The 20,521-nt window shown below is 51.1% G+C and carries 22 protein-coding genes; 5 read left to right on the top strand and 17 right to left on the bottom strand.

The annotated features are described in order from the left end of the window. On the top strand, positions 1–522 hold the full coding sequence (moaB, locus tag HY272_05300) for a molybdenum cofactor biosynthesis protein B (GenBank protein ID MBI3772096.1): 522 nt from the start codon (positions 1–3) through the stop codon (positions 520–522). Between the two features lie 70 nt (positions 523–592). On the opposite strand, the gene HY272_05295 is transcribed toward moaB, so the two are convergent. The 5 genes from HY272_05295 to HY272_05275 all read right to left on the bottom strand — a co-directional run bounded on the left by HY272_05295 (position 593) and on the right by HY272_05275 (position 6,067). Continuing rightward, complete coding sequence (locus HY272_05295; GenBank protein ID MBI3772095.1) at positions 593–1,228, bottom strand: NapC/NirT family cytochrome c; 636 nt, start codon at positions 1,226–1,228, stop codon at positions 593–595. A gap of 11 nt (positions 1,229–1,239) precedes the next feature. Further along, complete coding sequence (locus HY272_05290) at positions 1,240–1,674, bottom strand: nitrate reductase cytochrome c-type subunit (GenBank protein ID MBI3772094.1); 435 nt, start codon at positions 1,672–1,674, stop codon at positions 1,240–1,242. A gap of 56 nt (positions 1,675–1,730) precedes the next feature. Then, positions 1,731–4,232 (bottom strand): nitrate reductase catalytic subunit NapA, encoded by a 2,502-nt coding sequence (gene napA / locus HY272_05285; GenBank protein ID MBI3772093.1) that lies wholly within the window; start codon positions 4,230–4,232, stop codon positions 1,731–1,733. After that, positions 4,229–4,483: a chaperone NapD gene (locus HY272_05280; GenBank protein ID MBI3772092.1), complete on the bottom strand. Its 255-nt coding sequence runs from the start codon at positions 4,481–4,483 to the stop codon at positions 4,229–4,231. Before HY272_05280 ends, napA begins: the two co-directional genes overlap by 4 nt. Positions 4,484–4,708: 225 nt before the next feature. Further along, on the bottom strand, positions 4,709–6,067 hold the full coding sequence (locus HY272_05275; protein ID MBI3772091.1) for a cbb3-type cytochrome c oxidase subunit I: 1,359 nt from the start codon (positions 6,065–6,067) through the stop codon (positions 4,709–4,711). Between the two features lie 183 nt (positions 6,068–6,250). On the opposite strand from HY272_05275, the gene HY272_05270 reads away from it, so the two are divergent. Continuing rightward, positions 6,251–7,291, top strand: a complete 1,041-nt coding sequence (locus HY272_05270) for a COX15/CtaA family protein (GenBank protein ID MBI3772090.1) — start codon at positions 6,251–6,253, stop codon at positions 7,289–7,291. 21 nt (positions 7,292–7,312) lie between these two features. After that, complete coding sequence (locus tag HY272_05265; GenBank protein ID MBI3772089.1) at positions 7,313–7,873, top strand: GyrI-like domain-containing protein; 561 nt, start codon at positions 7,313–7,315, stop codon at positions 7,871–7,873. 320 nt (positions 7,874–8,193) lie between these two features. Here the strand turns inward: HY272_05265 and cyoE are convergent, their stop codons facing one another. The 5 genes from cyoE to HY272_05240 all read right to left on the bottom strand — a co-directional run bounded on the left by cyoE (position 8,194) and on the right by HY272_05240 (position 13,208). Next, on the bottom strand, positions 8,194–9,123 hold the full coding sequence (cyoE, locus tag HY272_05260) for a protoheme IX farnesyltransferase (GenBank protein ID MBI3772088.1): 930 nt from the start codon (positions 9,121–9,123) through the stop codon (positions 8,194–8,196). A gap of 72 nt (positions 9,124–9,195) precedes the next feature. After that, positions 9,196–10,782 (bottom strand): cbb3-type cytochrome c oxidase subunit I, encoded by a 1,587-nt coding sequence (locus tag HY272_05255; GenBank protein ID MBI3772087.1) that lies wholly within the window; start codon positions 10,780–10,782, stop codon positions 9,196–9,198. Positions 10,783–10,797: 15 nt separating this feature from the next. After that, positions 10,798–11,481 (bottom strand): hypothetical protein, encoded by a 684-nt coding sequence (locus HY272_05250; GenBank protein MBI3772086.1) that lies wholly within the window; start codon positions 11,479–11,481, stop codon positions 10,798–10,800. Between the two features lie 119 nt (positions 11,482–11,600). Continuing rightward, the gene (locus tag HY272_05245; protein ID MBI3772085.1) at positions 11,601–12,443 is read right to left on the bottom strand and encodes an SCO family protein; all 843 of its coding nucleotides are present in this window, start codon (positions 12,441–12,443) and stop codon (positions 11,601–11,603) included. A gap of 21 nt (positions 12,444–12,464) precedes the next feature. After that, a complete protein-coding gene (locus HY272_05240; GenBank protein MBI3772084.1) occupies positions 12,465–13,208 on the bottom strand; it encodes a cytochrome c oxidase subunit 3 in 744 nt (247 codons plus the stop codon). A 402-nt stretch (positions 13,209–13,610) separates the two neighbouring features. Between HY272_05240 and HY272_05235 the strand changes: the two genes are divergently transcribed. Then, positions 13,611–14,279, top strand: a complete 669-nt coding sequence (locus HY272_05235) for an SCO family protein (GenBank protein MBI3772083.1) — start codon at positions 13,611–13,613, stop codon at positions 14,277–14,279. Between the two features lie 170 nt (positions 14,280–14,449). Here HY272_05235 and HY272_05230 read toward each other — a convergent pair whose 3' ends face one another. From HY272_05230 to HY272_05200, 7 genes are all read right to left on the bottom strand, one after another. Next, entirely contained in the window at positions 14,450–14,779 is a 330-nt protein-coding gene (locus tag HY272_05230) for a cytochrome c5 family protein (GenBank protein MBI3772082.1), read from the bottom strand. 246 nt (positions 14,780–15,025) lie between these two features. Continuing rightward, positions 15,026–15,415, bottom strand: a complete 390-nt coding sequence (locus HY272_05225) for a ClpXP protease specificity-enhancing factor (protein MBI3772081.1) — start codon at positions 15,413–15,415, stop codon at positions 15,026–15,028. A gap of 39 nt (positions 15,416–15,454) precedes the next feature. After that, entirely contained in the window at positions 15,455–16,081 is a 627-nt protein-coding gene (locus tag HY272_05220; protein MBI3772080.1) for a glutathione S-transferase N-terminal domain-containing protein, read from the bottom strand. Between the two features lie 126 nt (positions 16,082–16,207). Next, positions 16,208–16,567, bottom strand: a complete 360-nt coding sequence (locus tag HY272_05215) for a cupredoxin domain-containing protein (GenBank protein MBI3772079.1) — start codon at positions 16,565–16,567, stop codon at positions 16,208–16,210. Continuing rightward, positions 16,567–18,792: a copper-translocating P-type ATPase gene (locus HY272_05210; GenBank protein MBI3772078.1), complete on the bottom strand. Its 2,226-nt coding sequence runs from the start codon at positions 18,790–18,792 to the stop codon at positions 16,567–16,569. The genes HY272_05215 and HY272_05210 overlap by 1 nt, the downstream gene beginning before the upstream one ends. Before the next feature lie 6 nt (positions 18,793–18,798). Further along, on the bottom strand, positions 18,799–19,188 hold the full coding sequence (locus tag HY272_05205; GenBank protein MBI3772077.1) for a DUF302 domain-containing protein: 390 nt from the start codon (positions 19,186–19,188) through the stop codon (positions 18,799–18,801). 33 nt (positions 19,189–19,221) lie between these two features. Next, positions 19,222–19,653: a cytochrome c gene (locus HY272_05200; protein ID MBI3772076.1), complete on the bottom strand. Its 432-nt coding sequence runs from the start codon at positions 19,651–19,653 to the stop codon at positions 19,222–19,224. A 597-nt stretch (positions 19,654–20,250) separates the two neighbouring features. Here HY272_05200 and HY272_05195 point away from each other — a divergent pair. Further along, on the top strand, positions 20,251–20,517 hold the full coding sequence (locus HY272_05195; GenBank protein ID MBI3772075.1) for a late competence development ComFB family protein: 267 nt from the start codon (positions 20,251–20,253) through the stop codon (positions 20,515–20,517). The last annotated feature ends 4 nt before the right edge of the window (positions 20,518–20,521 follow it).

The following is a 20,521-nucleotide window of genomic DNA, read 5'->3' as shown; positions in this document are numbered from 1 at the left end:
ATGGCCACTGCGCCTGAATTCAAAGCCATCAATATCGCCGTACTCACCGTTTCTGATACCCGCACTGACGCTACTGACCACTCAGGCCAATATCTGGCAGAACGACTCGTCACCACAGGTCATCGCTTGGCCGAGAAACGAATTGTAAAAGATGACCGCTATCAATTACGGGCTGTTGTATCACAATGGATCGCTGATTCGGATATCCACTGCGTGCTAATTACCGGCGGCACCGGGATTACCGGGCGCGACATCACGCCCGAAGCGGTATTGCCATTACTGGACAAAGAAATCGCTGGCTTTGGTGAACTGTTCCGTCATCTTTCATTCAGCGATATCGGATCATCTACCATTCAGTCACGCGCCTTTGCCGGCCAGGCCAACAACACTTATCTCTTTTGTCTGCCTGGCTCCACCGGCGCCTGCCAACTGGCATGGGAAAAAATCATCGCCCCACAGCTGGATAATCGCACCCAACCCTGCAACTTCGTCAATCTTATTCCCAGACTCAATGAACGTTAAGCGCTAACAGCTTGTTGAAATTAAAATGGCGCCCTACTGGCGCCCTTTGTTCAAATATTAAAATTACCCGCTATTTCTTATCACCCACCACAGCACTCGAATCGACTTCGTACATCGCGGGCAATGAATGGGCAATCCCCTTGTGACAGTCGATACAGGTCATCCCTATCGATAATCCCTTATCGTGTTGCTGTACCGAACGCCGTTCTTGAGCCATGTAGTCCATGGCTTTAAAATCGTGGCAATTACGACATTCGCGTGAATCGGTCTTTTTCATCCCGGCCCATACATGCCGCGCCAATTCCAGACGCTTAGCCTCGAATTTCTGCGGAGTATCCACCGATCCCAGCATTTTATGTAACAGCTCATTACTGGCCTGTATTTTCCTGATCATCTTGTGTGTCCACTCCTTGGGTACATGACAGTCGGGACAGGTTGCCCGCACACCCGAACGATTATTGTAGTGAATGGTGTTTCTGTACTCGACGTAGACATTCTCTTTCATTTCATGACATGAAAGACAAAACTGTTCGGTGTTGGTCGCTTCAAGCACAGTATTAAAACCACCCCATAAAATGACGCCAATCACAACCCCCATCACCAATACCGTACGCACCGTGTAACAAATCCGCGGCTGCGTCAGATTACGCCAGTGACGAAGAAAAAAGCCTTCCTCTGACTGTGATTTTGGTATTTGGTCAGACATGGAATCGCTACTCAATCCCGATCAAGCAGCGGGATCGGCTTGAACGTATTTCCCACCAACGGATCAACTTCGTACTGAGGCACATGACATTGCATGCAGAAATAACGCCGCCCGGCGACATTCGACAATTCAACACCCTCCTGATTCACAAAATGGGTTTGACTAATCTTGGTGGCACCACTCTGCTTGTAGTTCGCCCAACTGTGACAAGTCAGACATTTATTGAATTTTTTGTTGATTACATAGCCATCAACACGATGTGGAATCAAGGGTGGTTGCTGTACATATTGCCGCAAAATGGGTTCGCTATCGTGACGGATTTTTGCAACACGCGGCTCAACGGAGGAATCGCTCACCGCCTTATCACCGCGTAGCGATACCAATCCACCATCCTGCGCCATCGCCAGCGGTTGACTCAACAACATGACAAGAATAATCCCCAGCATTACGAAAATGCGATTATTCATCGTCGACCCCTTTAATAAGCGGTGCGATAGTGACTTCATGCCTTCACAACCTTTACCGCACACTTTTTATAATCGGTCTGCTTGGAGATTGGATCGATGGCATCCAAGGTCAATTTATTCACCAATCGACCTTCATCAAACCACGGAATAAATATCAAGCCCTCCGGCGGACGATTACGACCGCGAGTCTCCACGATCGCCTTGATCTCACCACGACGACTGATAATTTTTGCGGGCAAGCCACGACGCAATCCTCGCATATCGGCATCATTGGGATGCATGTAAACCATCGCCTCTGGCATCGCGCGATGCAGCTCCGGCACACGCCTTGTCATGGAACCGGAATGCCAGTGCTCCAACACCCGCCCGGTACTAAGCCACATATCGTATTCCTTATCTGGCGATTCCGGTGGTGGTTCGTAAGGCGCAAAGATTATCTTGGCCTTGCCGTCATGGTTGCCATAAAACTCGACACCCTTGCCTACGCCGACATGTACATCGTAGCCTTCACGATAACGCCAGCGTGTCTCCTTGCCATCGACGACTGGCCAACGGATACCACGCACCTGATGATACGCATCAAACGGCGCTAATTCATGTCCTTTCTTAGGACCATTAATTCCGAATAGGCGATACTCTTCATATAGTCCCTTTTGTACATAGAAACCAAAATGCGCCATCTCATCATTGGCATGTTCGTGCCCATTTTCATCGATCACTTTCTGTTTCGGAAATTTGTTGACCACACCATTGGCAAACAAAATCTGATACAAGGTTTTGCCACGATATTCCGGCTTCTTGGCAAGCAACTCCGGCGGCCAGACCTCTTCCACTTTGAATCGCTTTGAAAACTCCATCAGTTGCCACAAATCGGAGCGTGCCTCACCGGGTGCTGACACCTGCTGCCGCCAGAATTGCGTTCTGCGCTCGGCATTGCCATAGGCACCCTCTTTCTCCACCCACATGGCCGTCGGCAGAATCAAATCGGCAGAAACAGCGGTAACGGTAGGATAAGGATCCGAGACAACGACAAAATTAGCGGGATTTCGATATCCAGGCAGCACTTCTTCATTGATGTTTGCTGCCGCCTGCACGTTGTTATTACACATCACCCAATACGCATTCAGCTTTCCATCTTTCAACATGCGATTTTGCATCACCGCATGATAGCCTGGCTTTTCCTGAATCGTTCCATCGGGCAGTTGCCAGGTTTTTTCAGCGAAGGCACGATGCTCGAGTTTGTCCACCACCATGTCGGTTGGCAACCGATGTGAAAATACGCCCACTTCACGCGCAGTGCCGCAGGCCGAAGGTTGCCCTGTAAGTGAGAAAGGACTGTTACCGGGTTCCGATATTTTTCCCATCAGCAGATGAATGTTATAGAGCAGACCATTGGCCCAGACACCACGTGTGTGCTGGTTAAAGCCCATGGTCCAGAATGAAGTGATTTTCTTTTTTGGATCGGCATAAAGCTTGGCCAGACGCAACAGATTTTCCCGCGGCACGCCACTGAGCTTCGAGGTGTATTCCAGCGTATATGGCGCCACCAGTTTTGCATATTCCTCGATCCCAATATCCGTCAAATCACCCTTGCCCGCATTGGCGGCCTTTTGCTCCAGCGGATGATCCGGCCGCAAACCATAACCGATGTCCGTCACGGCCTTGGCAAACTTGACGTGCTTGCTCACAAAGTCCTTGTGATAGGCTTTGTGTTGAATAATGTAATTGGCGATGTAATTGAGAATGGCAAGATCAGTCTGCGGTTTAAAGACAATACCGTTGTCGGCCAGATCAAAACTGCGGTGTTCAAAGGTGGAGAGCACATGCACTTCACGATTCTGATCGCTCAATCGTGTTTCTGTCAGCCGCATCCAGAGTATGGGATGCATCTCCGCCATATTCGAGCCCCACAGCACGAAGGCATCCGCCGCCTCCAAGTCATCGTAACAACCCATTGGTTCATCGGCCCCAAAGGCGCGCAGGAATCCACCGACTGCCGATGCCATGCAATGCCGTGCATTGGGATCAATGTTATTGGAGCGAAATCCTGCCTTGTAAAGTTTTGATGCCGCATAGCCTTCCCAGATCGTCCATTGGCCGGAACCAAACATGCCAACCGCCGTCGGGCCCTTTTCCTTGATCGCCGCCTTCCACTTCTCGGCCATAATATCGAAGGCGTGGTCCCAGCTGATCTCGGAAAAATCACCCTCTTTGTCAAACTTACCATTCTTCATGCGTAGCAACGGCTTGGTCAGCCGATCCTTGCCATACATGATCTTGGACAAGAAATAACCTTTGACGCAATTCAATCCCTTGTTCACTGGCGAAAGCAAATCGCCACGCGTAGCTACGACCCGACCCTCACGCGACCCTACCATCACGCCACAACCTGTACCGCAAAATCGACACGGCGCCTTGTCCCATACTATCTCATCGTTGTGCTGCGTCTCGGCAATGCTGGGAATGGAAATCCCCGCCGCTGCCGCTGTCGCTGCAATGGCATTCATTTTTAGAAAATCACGTCTGCTGAGTGTCATGGGGAACCCCCCTCTGTTTCAGAATCATCGAAAGAGTGATAAACCATCGCTGCTGACAGCACGCCATTCAACGCGTGCATCTGCGATAGCGTGTCGGAAACCATGCGCTCGTCGGCACCTTCTATTGTCACCACCATGCGCCCTTGCTCATTAACGATATGTACTTCGACACCCGGCATATCCAACAAAGCGATTTCCACCTCCTGCTTCTTGCCCGGCAGCGCATTGACCAACACACCTGCAATGTTCATAGCTGCGCTTCCTTTTTGATTTTTAAATGGGCGTTAATAAATGCTGACTTACTAATAAACCACTGCGCCACGACCATCTCCGCGTGACATAGAATGAATAACTGCGAATGATTGATACTTAATGGCATAGGGCGTTAGCCTCCTCGGCATCAGAGGCTAACGGCTAAATTACATATTTTATTAGCGTGAATTCCCCTCTACATAAAAGTGGGTATTAGGAGGGGTTTATCGACTGCGCAGCACCGGCCAAATCGCCTTGATCGCAACCACCAGAAACAACAAACCACCGACCACTGAAATCAAGCCACCAATACCCATGATGCCCATCGCGGCAATTTCTTGAATGTTGTGCAACCCTTGCGCCGCGCCCGCAGTTTTGCGCTGAATGCCATAGCCACCCGCCCATGCCAACCCTAATACATGCAGACACTGTCCACCGGCATAAATCGCCGGTTGCCAGGTCGCCAGTTTTGGCGTTCTGATTTCAAAACCAAAGCGGGGCAACAAATAATAGCCAAACCCCATAAAGGCGATCGTTACCGCAACGATGGAACCGTGATAATGCGCAGGGATGGTGACGTTAATGCCGCTAATCAAATAGCCGATGACACCACCGAATCCGAACAACAAAATCGAACAAATCATCGCCGAGCGTTCAGGCGTGCGCAAACCAAACCCTGTTTCTGCCCAACCGATCACTAACATCAAACCGATCAGCAATGCGCTGATGCCGCCGCCATATTGCATCAGCTTGGTGAACATCACGAGATGCTCTGCGGAATCGACGCTGTACATGGCATACAACACCGGCACTGAGAGCACCGGCGCAAAACCCAGCGCGATAATGATCCAGGCAACACGCGGTGAAAATTTTATCGAAACACCCGCCGCCGTGGCCAACACCAGCCAGGCCACCACCATTAATTGCGTGTGCGTAAATTGCAGAGTGTGGCCACCACCCCAGAACAACAATTCATAATGAGCGCGCGGCTGATCCAGTTGCGGCATGGTGCTATATGTCGCCATTAGTGCCAGCACTGATGCCAGTGCTGTAATCAATGCTGTCACGATGCCAAACTGCAAGACACCGGTGCCGGTTTGCATGTTACCTAGCCCACGCAAACTGATTAAGCCACGCACGATCGACACTGAAAACCCAAGACCGACGATCCCCAAACCGATGAGAAACTTTTTATCGAGCAGAATCGGAATGTAATTATTCATCAATGGGTCACCGGCACCGAGAAATGGCGCGGCGGTGAAAATAATTGTTCCAAGCACACACAAACCCAGCGCCAACCAACCTAATCCAGCGCCGCGCGCGTTACCATTCAGACTCCAGAATATGCCCGCGAATGCGAGAAACCAGACCAGCACGGTTAGATCAACATGAACAATAATCGCCGTGTGAAAAAAATCGGTCCACGGAATAATACTCTGCACACCGGGCGTGCGTGACAACACTATTAATATAGTCAACACACCACCGAGGATTAGCGCCCCAAGCGCCAAAAACAACCAACCGATCGCCAACTGGCGAGGACTACCGGTCGGGATTTCCAATTCATATTGATTCTGTTTCATGCTGCGCCCATATCCGTGACTAATTCTGACTTTATTACTCGGAATACTCGGAACATTCTTCAATAATGCCCGCACATTTTACAATAGCCACAGGCATCGTGGTATTATAAATGCGACATTTATTCCATGCCTAAGCAGCAATCACTGGCGAGGGTACGACCAATGAACGTAACATCTCTGACTATGCAATCGACATCCTTTTCCCGCAATCACGACAAAATCATCACCGCCTGGCTGCTGCTCATCTGCGCCATGATTTTCACGATGGTGGTCATCGGCGGCGTGACCCGCCTCACCGGCTCCGGTCTATCGATGGTGCAGTGGGAGCCCATTGTCGGCGCCATTCCGCCACTGTCACAAGCCGAATGGGAAAGCACTTTTCGTCAATATCAGCAGTTCCCGGAATTCCAATTCAAGAATCCGGACATGGATGTAGAAGGCTTTAAAGGTATTTTCTGGCTTGAGTACTTTCATCGCCTGCTCGGCCGCGGCATTGGCGTACTCTTTTTGATCCCTATGCTCTATTTCTTTGTGCGTGGCCAGGTATCCAAAGAGCTAAAACCCAAGTTGATTACTATGTTTATCCTTGGCGGGCTACAAGGCGCACTCGGCTGGTACATGGTTTCAAGCGGCCTGGCTGAAGATGCCCACGTCTCGCAATATCGCCTCACCGCGCACCTCGGCTTCGCCGTCATCATCTATGGCTATATTCTCTGGGTCGCGCTCGGGCTGCTGTTTCCACGCAAAGAATTAAAACCCAATCGCATCGCCACCCTCGGCAACTACGCCGCTGCTATCGTGGCGCTGGCGTATGTCACGATCCTGTCCGGTGGTTTTGTTGCCGGCCTGCGTGCAGGATTTGTCTATAACACCTTCCCGTTGATGGAAGGTCAATGGATACACAACGACATCCTGGCGCTGGATCCGCTGTGGCGCAATTTCTTCGAGAATTTCATCACCGTCCAGTTTGACCACCGCGTACTGGCCATGACCGTACTCGCCAGCATCCTCGCATTCTGGTGGACGGCGCGCCGCGTCGATCTCCAACCCCGTGCCCGACTCGGCATGAATCTGTTACTCGCAGCCGTGTTGCTGCAAGTCGCCATCGGCATCACCACGTTATTATTGATCGTGCCGATCCCGTTGGCAGCTGCCCACCAAGGCGGTGCCGTACTATTATTTACCGCCGCCTTATTTGCCGCACATGCCCTGCGGCGCCAGTAATTAACCAGGATTAACTCGACTATGTCAGAGCCAGACAACAAATACCCATCACAAAAACTATTAGTCGTCGCCTTGATCGCCTCCGCCTTTGCCATCATCGGCACGGCAAGCATACTGTTTTATTTGGGCATGTTCAGCCAGCCGACGCTGGAAAAAGTAATGGCGCCCAGTTACCGGCTGGTCTACGTCAATCACACCGGCCCTTATAACGAGATCAAAGGCGTTTTCAAGCAGGTCGAAGCCAAACTCAAAGAAGCCAATGTCACCCCCATCGCCGCCGCCGCGTTATTCTTCGATGACCCGGCACAAGTTGCCGCCGACAAACTGCGCAGCAAAGTCGGCTACATCATCAGCGACCGTGACTATCCACCCAGCGGCCTGAGTGAAGAAAACTTACTGTCCCAGCAAGTGATCCGCGCCACCTTCAACGGCAGCCCGATGCTCGGCTCATTCAAAGCCTACCCTGCCATGAAGCAGTGGAGCAGTGAAAATCACTATCAATTGAGCTTACCGTCGCTGGAGATTTACTACACCGACGGACATGTTGAGTATCAGTTGCCGATTAGTCGGACGGCGCAGTAGGGGATGTTGATTTACGCTAACCGCGTGCGCATGGGCATGGGCATGGGCACCACCCTACAAGAAATTGATTTAACTTCTTCACCACGCCGAAAGATGGCCCCAGAAATATAACAACAGCGTTTCCCTCTGTGTTCTCTGTGCCTCTGTGGTAAAAACGGGGATTTTACGCGGGACGCCCCGCGATCCCAGTAGCTATACCTTGCCCTGCAACGCCAGCCAGCTAACCACAAACAGAACCAACACAAACACACCCAGCATCAGCCCGGTGATGTTCTTCATGCGTTCACGGCGTTTGTCTTCGTTAATCATTGTTTGATTCATCATGGCACCACCACAGGATTGATATCCAACACCAGCGCTGCAAACAGCACCACCAGATGCAGCAGCGAGAACAGGAACAGGCGCATATCGCAGTCGGCTTCTGAGCGCAGGAATACTGCCGCTTTATAGAGGAAGATCGAACTTAGAATAGTCGCCGTCGCCAGATAGAACATGCCTGCTATGCCGGTGAAATAAGGCACCATGCTCAATGGCAACAGGATCATAGTATAGATAAAAATCCGCAGCTTGGTAGCGGCGACCCCTTTGGCGACCGGAATCACCGGCACACCGGCGCGGGCGTAGTCGGCGCGATATTTCAACGCCAGACTCAAGGCATGCGGTTGCTGCCACACGACCATGATCACAAACAGTATCCAGGCATTGAGATCAACACCGCCGGCAGCGGCAGTAACACCAATCATCGGCGGCAACGCACCCGCAATACCACCAAGCTGATTGGCCCACGGTGTTCTTCGCTTCGCCCATATGGTGTAAACCACAACATAACCAAACGCCGCGGCAGCAGTCAGCCACGCGGTCACCACATTTACCTTTGCCGCCATGACAGGCAAAGGCAATGTCACCAATATTAATCCAATGATCAGCGTCAATTGCGGCGACACTGCGCCGACAACCAATCCACGCGAGCGCGTCCGCGCCATCAGGCGATCGATATCGCGATCATAAAGATTATTCAACATGCACGATCCCGCTGTGACTAACGCCAGCGTGATCAACATCCATACCAGCGATTCAACGCCGGGTAATGCGCCCCGATTACCGACATAAGCGCCGGCCAACGCGGCAACCAGTGTTAATCCGACAATACCGGGCTTGGCAATGGCATACAGCGCCTTTACCGTATGGGCAATCGAAGATGCCCGGCGTTGGGTTGTTACTAAATATTGATAGGTGCTTTGAATCTGCATAATCACCACCTACTACTTGTCTCCGAATTTAAGAAATTGGCAGGCCCGAAGGCCTGCCAAACGTTTGGGAGGTTACGCTTTATCGTAGTTATAGGGGGTCCAGCCCGCAGGCAACACCGGTGGCTCTAGGAAATTGCCGGGGCCTGGGATGACTTCAGTATGAGTGAACTCAAGTGACTTCGAGCCCCATGGATTGGCAGGCGCCTTCGCACCCGCAACCGCACAATGGATCCACGACACCAGCATGATCAGGATACCTGCGGCAGCGATATACACGCCGTAGGTAGCCAGATGCTGAGTCGCCTCGAACTGCGGGAACTGCTGGTAATCGTAATAACGGCGCGACATGCCATCAAGACCGATCAAGTACAGCGGTGCCATGGTGACGTTCATGCCGATAAAAAACAACCAGCAAGAGATCTTGCCCATGACTTCGTTGTAATAACGGCCGGTCAACTTGGGCAGGTAGTAATACACGCCGCCGAAGATCGCCATCGTACCCGACATGGCCATGACATAATGGAAGTGACTCATGATGGCATAGCTGTCAGACAGGCCATAGTCGATCGAAGCGAGTGCGTTCGGGATACCCGTCAGACCGCCAATCAAAATCATGAACAACACGCCGATTACCCAGTGCAGCGGCGTACGGAACTCGATACTGCCTTTATAGAAGGTACCGACCAGACTCATGATCATCAGACCGAAGGGAATGGAGATCAGCAGCGTGGTGAAGGATTGCAGCTGACGCAACCAGTTCGGCATACCCGCGACGAACACATGATGAATCCACACGTCGCCACCGACCGGGATGAAGGCAATGATCGCCCAAATCAATACTTTGTAGTTAAAGATCTGGTTGCGCGAGAAGGTGGCCACGATCTCGAAACAGACACCCAGGAATGGCAACAGAATGACGTACACCGCCGGATGCGAGTAGAACCAGAACAAGTTCTGATACAACAACACATCACCCCCTTTGGTTGGATCATAGAAGCCGAAGCCCAGATATTTATCCAAGGTCAGCAACAGCACACTGGCCGCCAGCACTGGAATAAAGATCAGCTGGATGATGTTCGATGTGAATACGGCCCACGTCAGCACGTTCATCTGGAACCAGCCCATGCCTTTGGCGCGCATGAAGGCAACGGTACACGCCAAATTCACCGCGCCAAACACGGAAGACATCCCCAGCACTACCACGATCATAGTATAGAGCGCAGTATTACCGGCCATCTCGGATTCCGAATACGGCGGATAACCGGTCCACATGCCATTGAAGGAATCTGGGATTACATAGTTGCTCAGCGCCAGCAACACGCCGGACCAGAACAGCCATACGCTCAGTGCATTCACACGCGGGAAGGCCATATCTTTGGCCCCGATCATGATCGGTACCGCCCAGTTGGCGAAGAAACCGAGCAAGGCGGGAATCTGGAAGCCCAGAATCATGACCGCGCCATGCATGGTCAGCCACAAATTATAGACATTCGGATCTTCGGTCAGTGTCGGCCCGAGTGAGCCGAGTTCGATACGAATCAGCATCGCCATCAGACCGGCCACCGCAAATGCGGCGATCGATCCGATCAGATACCAAATACCCAGGATCTTATGATCGCAACTAAAGACCCATTCTTTAACTGTTTTTGGTTGTGCCATGACTTACTCCCTCTCTTACAGTGTCGTCGCAGTGGCAGGTGCGGCGGGTTGCGCAGCAGCAGTCGGTTGTTCAGCGGCAGGCGCAGCAGCAGATGCCTGAGCCGCCATCCAGCTTTCAAAATCCGCCGGACTGACCACCTTAACCGTGCCATACATGCCGGAGTGCAACATGCCGCAGTATTCACGACAGGTCACCACCGACTCGCCCAACTCATTTGGCATGAACCACTCATAGGTCACACGCCCAGGCACCACGTCTTCAGTGACGCGGAACTTGTTCATGTAATGCGAGTGAATGACATCGTTACTGGTCATCCGCAACAGTACTGGCTGCCCCTGCGGAACGACGAGCTCGTTAGTCGTGGTTACACCATTGGGATATTCATACGACCAGCTCCACGTCTGACCGGTGACTTTGATTTCATAAGCGTCCTTGGGAACCTTGCGATAGTTATCGTGCAGATCCCAGGCTTTGGCGAAGAGGAACAAGTCATCGGCCAAAAACAAGGCGGAAGGAATAATCAACCAGCCAAGCATCGCCTGGGTACTTAGCTTTGGTTGCTTACCGACATCACCCGCATTCTTACGCTTGTAAGCAAACAGTAAATACACGGTCAATATCAAAAAAATAACGCCGATGATCGTCAAATCGACGAATATTTCATGCAACACATGATCATAATGTTCATGCGGTGCCATTGCAAAATCCCGGGTCCGGGTCGGAATATCATCCGTTCCTGTCCCCGCCATTACGATCCCTGACATCCAGGGAGATGCGGCCAATGCCAACAGGCCGCCGCTAAACAGCCTCTTAATCTTCACTTTTTTTCCCTCCGTTTCATGAGAATTGATCCGCCGACCAGCGAAGTTACGCCCAGCCCTAAGGCACCGACTGCGATAAACATCGGGTAATTCAAGGTGTATTTGCCATCATGATAGTTGTAGCTATAACAAGCACTCATCATGAAATTCACCATGTTCGATGCCGACAATTCGCTGCCATAAGCTTTGGTAATCGAGATTCCTATATCTGACGCTTGAATTGAGCCTGCATAGAGAAAGCGCGTAACCCTGGCATCCGGCGATACCACAAGAAAAGCTGCCGGATGGAGAAATACGCGATCCCTTGGCTCCCAGAAGAACTTGAAGCCTACAGAGCCCGTCAGACGTTCGATGTCACTGGGATTCTTGAAGCGGGCCATGGTCCAGCCCTGCGGCAGGCCATCGTGAAATCCGGCATGATGCACAAACATTTCCAGATTTTCTTGCGTATCATTTTTGTCAAATGACACGGTAAGCACACGATAATCCTGGCCCAACTTCCAGCTGGACACGCCCTTGAGTGTGGTCCGCAGCGAATCATTGATCGCCGGGCAGGCGCCATCGCAACTGTAGTACGACAACACCAGGATCAGCGGCTTATCCATCAGGTCACCCAACCGCAATTCTTTGCCATTAGAGTCCTGAAGCGCATAATCACGCGCCACTGACACACCCAGGAATTTGTCCTCATCGATCTTCATGATCGACGAATCCACCGTCGAATTAGGAATCTTGCCATAGGCTGCCTGCGCCGATTCAACACCTACCATCATGGCGCAAGCCAACAATCCGGCTTGAACCAGGCAGTTTTGTTTCACTGAATCCCTGCTCAACAACATGGCGTAAGCCTCGCGATCCAATTACCAAATAAAAATCTGCAACAACACCCATATACCCAGCACGTTGACGAAATGCACATACATCGTCATTGAACGCGCATAGGAAGGACTTAGATTCCCTTTCAACGCGGGCGGCACTGCCAACAACATGATCAGCAAACCAAACACGATGTGCGCAAAGTGAATACCGGTCATGCCATAAAGCGCGGTGGCGTAGGAGTTGGTTCCGATGTTGAAGCCTTGGGAACCCAAATGGCTCCACATGCTTGCCGTCATCACCGCAAACAAGACCCAGATCACCATCGATACCAGTGTCATGCTGGCAAAGCCTTTGGCGTCACCCTGCATTTCTTTCTTGCGTGCAATACCGATGGTCACGCTGGAAACAAGCAACAGAATTGTCGCCATGAAGGGAGCAGAAATCTCCGGGGTTCCTGCGGGTGGCCATACCGGTGCTTCAAGACGCATTGTCCAGTAAGTTGCCAACAAGCCCAGGATGGTCATGACTTCGGTGAAGATGAACATCAACATCGCCGAGGGACTCCAGCCCTCGTCATGAACCACACCCACCGTAGCGCCGACCCAGCCAAAGCCGCCGATGACCAGCAACAGCAAGGCCAGCGTTAAGGCGATGACCGCAAACAATCCCTGGTGGTAAACGAACTGAAACATGAAGGCCCATGGCAAAAACAAACCCGCACCAAACCCAACCATCAATGGCCAGGGTTCGTAATGCCAGTGGGCCGCATCGTGATTAGCACTCATTGACTACTCCCTCCTTACGCTTGAAAATCAAAATTAAAAAAGTACGGAACCTGGCGCCAAATCTCGCTGACTCAGGACAAATAAACTATAGCTTGAGCAAAGGATGCAGAACTGATAAATGGCATAATTTTTTATTATTTATACGCATATGCACCTCGGAAATTACTTTTGTACAAGTTCCATGCGGCTAGAACGTGGACGACGGATGAATGTTCTACTCTTTTATTACCCATGTCAATAGTATGGCTATTCATGACTATTTTAGTCATGTATTTTGTTTACTACTTTTATCCTGAAAATTAGTTTATTAGAAACATATGGTTACAAATATTCATGGCTAGACCAGAATCGTCCATGTAAGATTTATGGGATTAATGTCAATAGAAAATTCTTGGAGTGGCTATGATCAATACCAGCGAAAGTGAAACCGCCCCCCTTCCCTCGAATCGGAAACGCATCCCCTGGGACAAGCGGATTTATCTACTGCTCATCGGTTTGATCCTGGCTTCGGCGGTGAAATTGGTCATTAGCTGGATGACACCCGGCCCGCTGCCGCCCACGAACTATCCCGGTATCGGCGGCGACTTTACCCTCCAGAGCGCTCATGGCGCTGCGTCATTACATGACTATCGCAATAAGGTGGTCGTGGTGTTTTTTGGCTATACCCATTGCCCCGACATCTGCCCGCAGACATTAGGCAATATCGCTGCTGCGTTTCGATTGCTCAAAGGGATTGGCGAATTGGAAAAAGTACAGGGCATGTTCATCACGCTCGATCCTGAACGTGACAATGTCGAAAAAGTCAGCAGCTTTGCACGATATTTTCACAACCGCATACTAGGCCTCACCGGAACACAAGAACAAATTGCGTCTGTTGCCAATCAATTCAAGATTACTTACGAGAAGCAGGCTGTCGCATCATCTGCACTTGGCTATAGCATCGGTCATGGCGGTTACATTTTTATTATTCGGCCCGATGGCTCGCTGGGAAATCTATTGAGCCATACCAGTACGCCCAAAGAAATTACTGAGGCAGTCCGGCCCTGGCTTGATTGGGCGAAAAAAAATTAAGTATCTATCCGCAAAAAACGCAAATAAACGCAAATTTTTTGTAGGGGCGATTCATGAATCGCCCCTACGTATCTGTCCACTCGAATTCTTAAGCACGCTTTTCACTTAAGAAACCGCAAAAAGAAGAGGAGGCCAATGGCCTCCTCTTCTTTTGCAGCTAACAGTAAAAATTACTTGGCTGCGTCTACCATATATTGCACAGCGGCCTTGACATCATCATCAGACAAGCTGGAACGACCACCCTTCGGCGGCATTAATCCTTTGCCTTTGAATCCTTTAATAGCATGATCATTCAACGTCTCAATACCCTGATCAATACGCGGCGCCCATGCTGCCTTATCGCCAAACTTCGGCGCGCCACCAACACCAGCGCCATGACACATTTTGCATACCGACTCAAAGGTAGCCTTACCATCCGCCGCATTAGCAGGCGCTACCATTACCAAGCCAGCCGCAGCTAAAACAGGTAACACGCCCTTGAATACACGAGTCATTTTCATTTAGATGTCTCCGTTTTTTTGATCTTGATCCGAATCTGATAAGCACTTCATTCAGTAGTGCGTACCTAAATAAATTTCCAACTTACAGCGTAACGATACACTCAATTGGTGCATGAACAATACACCTTCACTTTTTAAAAGTCCACTGTGTTTATATGGCGATTTCTGAGGAAACGACTAAAGATATCAGCCGTTACCCTCAATCGTTTGAGGATAAATTTTGAAGACAATTGGCTTATTTTACGCTTACTTAACAACACGCAAGCTGGGGCGCCCCTTGCTCGGCGTACCATCGGCCGCTGGCGGCTCATCACCACCCTCGCCTTCATCATCGTCCGAGAAGACCATGCCGCGTCCGTTCTCTTTGGCGTAAATTGCCATTACGGCTTGCGGCGGAAAACTGACTTCCATTGATGTGCCACTAAAGCGGGCGCTGAACATCACCCAATCATTATTCATTTGCAAATTGCGCACAGCTTGCGAACTAATGTTGAGGATGATTTTACCGTCCTGAATAAATTGTGTCGGTACAGAGGTGTTTTCAGCCCCTGCATTGACCAGGACATATGGCGTTAAACCATTATCGATAATCCAGTCGTAGATGGCTCGCAACAAATAGGGGCGTGATGAAATCATTAGCTTCTCTTTATCTTTGCATTATCTTTGCATTTGTAATCAAACCCGCATCGCTCGTTCTGTCTCACTCAAACTGGCACGAAACGCTGCCCGACTAAATATCCGGTCTGCATATTTGAGTAATGCGCGAGCGGGGGGTGGCAAATCCACACCATAGATTGGCAACCGCCATAACAACGGTGCCAGGCTGCAATCCACCAGTGATAACTCATCACTCATAAAATACGGCTTATGATCAAAAATGGGGGCCACTGAGGTCAGTTCGTCGCGCAATATGCGGCGTGCCTTGTCGGCCTTGGCCGCATCTTTTCCGGTGAGGTCATTCACCAATCCATACCAATCCCGCTCGATGCGATACAGTAGCAGGCGCGTCTGCGCCCGGCCGATCGGATCCACCGGCATCAAGGAGGGCTGGGGAAACCGTTCGTCAAGATATTCCATGATGACCGGAGAATGATAAAGCACCAATTCCCGATCCACTAACGTAGGAAAGGAGTTGTACGGATTCAACTCCATAATATCTTCCGGCAAGTGATTATCGTCAGAACCGACAACCTCGACGGTTGCGTTTTTTTCCTTCAACACAATCCGTACACGGTGGCTGTAAGGGCACGAATTACCGGAATACAGCGTCATCACTGTCCTTCGACCGGCGGCTGCCACCATTCACATCTCTCCTACCTGGGTTTGCCTGCGCGCCCCTGAACCTAGGGACACTGGAACCGAACATTATACCGAAGCCTGATTTGCTTTGTCAGAGCGGCGGGAATGAAATCGATGCTGTTTGGATTCTTATTTGACGACCAAGACACCCCGGTACATCCCCATCTGGCAGGTAAACTCATACTCGCCGGACTGAGGTGGCGTAACGTCCAGATTCCGGGGCTCATCAAGCGGCAGTTCAGCCGACACTCCCAAGCCATTGAAAATAACTTTCTCGGCGCAAGGTGAGGCATCACGGCGAATAAAGCGCAAGGTCGTCGCCTGACCACGCGGCACCTCAATCCGGGCTGGATCATAGACACCGCCATCGACAATGATCTCAATCACCGCGGCGGCCTGCGCTTGTTGCAGCCGGGGTTTGTTCACCCAAAACCAGCCGATGACAAACAGGATCAGCAGCAGCCCCAGCCCGTTGACCAGCCACGCCATCAGACCTCCTGAGGCCGATACCAGCGCAGGCGATTGGCATTACTCACCACCGTCACCGACGACATGGCCATCGCCGCCCCGGCGATCATGGGGTTCAGCAACAAGCCAAAAATCGGGTACAAGACCCCCGCCGCGACGGGAATCCCCAATGAGTTGTAAATGAATGCACCGAAGAGATTTTGTTTGATATTGCGCATCGTGGCACGGGAGATGGCAATCGCATCCGCAACACCGTGCAATGAACCCCGCATTAAGGTCACATCCGCGCTCTCGATGGCCACATCAGTGCCGGTACCAATGGCCAGTCCAACGTCGGCGCGCGCCAACGCGGGCGCATCATTAATCCCATCGCCGACCATGCCGACAATTTCACCCTGTTGCTGCAAGGCGGCGATGTGGTTTGTTTTATCTTGAGGTAATACTTCGGCAATGACGGTATCGATGCCCACCGCTGCAGCCACTGCCTGGGCCGTTGCCCGATTATCCCCCGTCAACATCACCACCTTGATACCAATCGCATGCAGGCGTGCGATCGCGGCTTTGGAATCCGGTTTGATAGGATCCGCTACGGAGATAATACCGATAGCACGTCCGTCTACCGCCACGAACATGGGTGTCTGCGCCTGTGCTGCCAGCCGTTCCATATCATTACTCAGCACCGAAATATCGATTTTGCGATCAAGCATTAGTTTGCGATTACCCAGCAAAACATTGCGCTCCTGAACACGCCCGGCAACGCCGTGTCCGGCGATGGCTGCAAATTGTCCTGCGTTATGCAGCGTTAGATTACGCTCACGCGCAGCCTCGACAATCGCCTCTGCCAAGGGATGTTCCGAACCCAACTCCAAACTGGCCGCATATTGCAACAATTCTGTTTCATTACTGTGCGCTAAAGGGATCAAAGCCGTCACTGCAGGCCGCCCCTGGGTCACGGTTCCCGTTTTATCGAGCACAATCGTGGTCAACTGACCCGCACGCTGCAAGGCCTCGCCATTGCGAATCAAGATGCCAAATTCCGCAGCCTTGCCAACACCGACCATAATCGAAATGGGCGTTGCCAATCCCAAGGCGCACGGACAGGCGATAATCAACACCGTCATCGTCGCTACTAATACATAGGCGACTTTGGGTTCGGGACCGAAGTTATACCAAGCCAGAAACGTTAATATCGCGATAATCAATACCGTCGGCACAAAGATCGCCGAAATTCGATCGGCAAGCCGTCCGATCGACGGTTTGGAGTTTTGCGCCTGACGGACCAATTCAATGATACGCGCCAGCGCGGTATCACTACCGATGTGTGTCGCACGAAACAAAAAACTACCACTTTTATTGAGCGTGCCACCCACTACGTGATCACCAACATGTTTTTCAATCGGGATCGGTTCGCCCGTAAGCATAGACTCATCAACATTGGAGTGGCCATCGATAATCACACCATCCACAGCGATCTTTTCACCGGGCCGCACCCGCAGCGTTTCATCCAGGCCAATTTCTTCAATCGGTATATCCAGCTCGCGCCCGTCACGCAGCACGCGCGCAGTCTTTGGCTGTAGGCCAATCAAGCGTTTAATGGCCTCCGAAGTCTTACCACGAGCGCGCATCTCCAACGCCGAACCCAGATTAATCAGTGCAATAATGATGGCGGCGGCTTCGAAATAAACATGTTGCGCCTGTTCGGGCACCCAATCGGGATTGATTACGATCAATGTCGAATATACCCAGGCCGAGCCCGTACCCAGTGCAATCAAGGTATCCATATTGGCGTTATGCGCCTTAAATGCCTTCCACGCCCCTCTGAAAAATCGTGCGCCTGAGTAATACAATACCCATAGCGTCACGAGCGAAACCGACGCCCAAAATGCTTGATGATCCATGACATGCGGCATTACCCCCAGCGTGTCCATCAAGAACAAAGGCACCCCGATCACCGCCGCCGCAACACTCTGCTTCAATAAATTACGGTAATAAGCGAATTCCGTCTCTTCTTTGACGGCGCTATCGGCAGCCGTTTTAAGTTCACTGGCTTCATAACCGGCATCGACCACTGCCTTGATCAATACGGTGGCGGGAGCACTTCCAGTCACCGCAGCGGTATGCTCGGCGAAATTAACATGCGCCTCGCTCACTCCTGGTACGTTCTTGAGCGCGTTCTCGACCGATGCCACGCATCCTGCGCAGCTCATACCACCGATCGATAAACGCAACGTCTCAGACTTACTCATTAAAAATCACCCACGCAGTGCATCGCGAACCCGCTCCAGTTTAGACCGCACTGTTGCTGCTAATTCGGCAACTCCCGGTTTATTCACCAGCTTCAATACCGCCTCTGGATCCATAAAGGCGACGGTGATTGAATCATCAGCTTCCTCGCGGACAACGACATTACAGGGTAGTAATAAGCCAATATCCGGATCCGCCTCGATCGCCTGATGCGCCAGCGGCGGATTGCAGGCACCTAAAATACGGTAAGGGCGACGATCAATATTGAGCTTCTTTTTCATCGTTGCCTGGACATCAATATCCGTCAACACACCAAAGCCTTCTTTCTGCAATTCGGCAGTCACTCGTTCGATGGCTGCATCGAACTTGCCCTTTACATTCACGCTAAATCCGTACATTAAACTCACCCCTCATGTAATGAATTAGGTATCTCAACGCCGGGTGTTCTGTTGCATCTCGAACCAGACGGCGTACACCTGATCGGGCCAGGTCGACTGGAACCACTCGACCACAGCATCTATATCCTGATCTGTCAGCTTATCCTTCCAAGCAGGCATATTACCCTGTCCTGCTGGACTACCTTCGTGAATCATTTCTTGTAGCCAGTGGCGCGGATGATGCCAGGCATGACCACTACCATCCAACGGTGGTGGCGGATATTTCCCATCCACACCCACCTGCCGCCACTGTGGTGCACCCTCTCCATGTTCACCATGACAACGTACGCAGTGCTGGCGATAGACCTGCTCACCTGCAACCACTTTGGCAGGATCATGCTGACGCACAATCGGTGCGCCACTCATGGTTTCCACCACATGGCCTTGTTGCCGCTCGCACCCTGACAACACGAGCGCTATAGCCATTAAGCAATACGCGGAACCAACTCTCTTCGCGAGATTCAATATTTAATACTCCATATGGTCATATTGCATCGGAACCGGCTCAACAGAATGCTTGTCCGCCATACGATGATGCAGAATCTTCCTCCAGCGCCTGCTGGCATACTTCTCATATTGTATCTTGTTTAGAGTCACGTACGGCCAAAGGACTCCGAGATAGAGACAAAATCTTATCCATGCAAAAAATTGGAAAAACCCCTGTTTTCAAGGCTATGCTACGAAACCAGGCATCCCATTGAAGGGCTGGCACTAGAGATTGCGTTAGGGTTCGGACTCGAATCGCAATACAACAGCAGAACTATGTCCAGTGAAGTTACATGACTCTCCTGAACCTCTCCTGCTCCCAGGCAAGAAAGATCAACGACAGCACAACTCAAGACATGGAGTTTTATAATGGGCTAGAATACCCAAATACATCCAGGGTTAAAGTTCCGCACTATTGATATGGCATGAATATGTTTGAAATAAAGGATCTTAACCCTCGGGCCAAAATGTCGTTATATATTCAGGCACGGCATCCATTGAAGAAATAAGACATTTACAGTCTACCGAGGACAACACATGGCTTTCGAAAATATTGCTAACTATTACGAACAATTGGTCTTTAACGAAATCAAAACCACGTTAAAAGCGATGAAGCGCAAGGCCGATGAGGACTTGATGGAAGATATCGCCTGCGTCGCGCTAAATCGGCTTCCGTCACGCTATGTCCGCCACCATGTGGATTTGATTTTTTATCTCTCCGCCGAAGAACATGCGCACATCGCACAAACCGTACGTAATGCAGTGACAGAAGCGATTCAGTTTGTGGATCAGCACCGGCGCTAAGCAA

The organism is Gammaproteobacteria bacterium (assembly GCA_016200485.1).
In the GTDB taxonomy this organism is placed as follows: domain Bacteria; phylum Pseudomonadota; class Gammaproteobacteria; order Tenderiales; family Tenderiaceae; genus JACQEP01.
The sequence above is the reverse complement of the archived record's forward strand: the minus strand, read 5'-3'. Positions and strand labels throughout refer to the sequence as shown.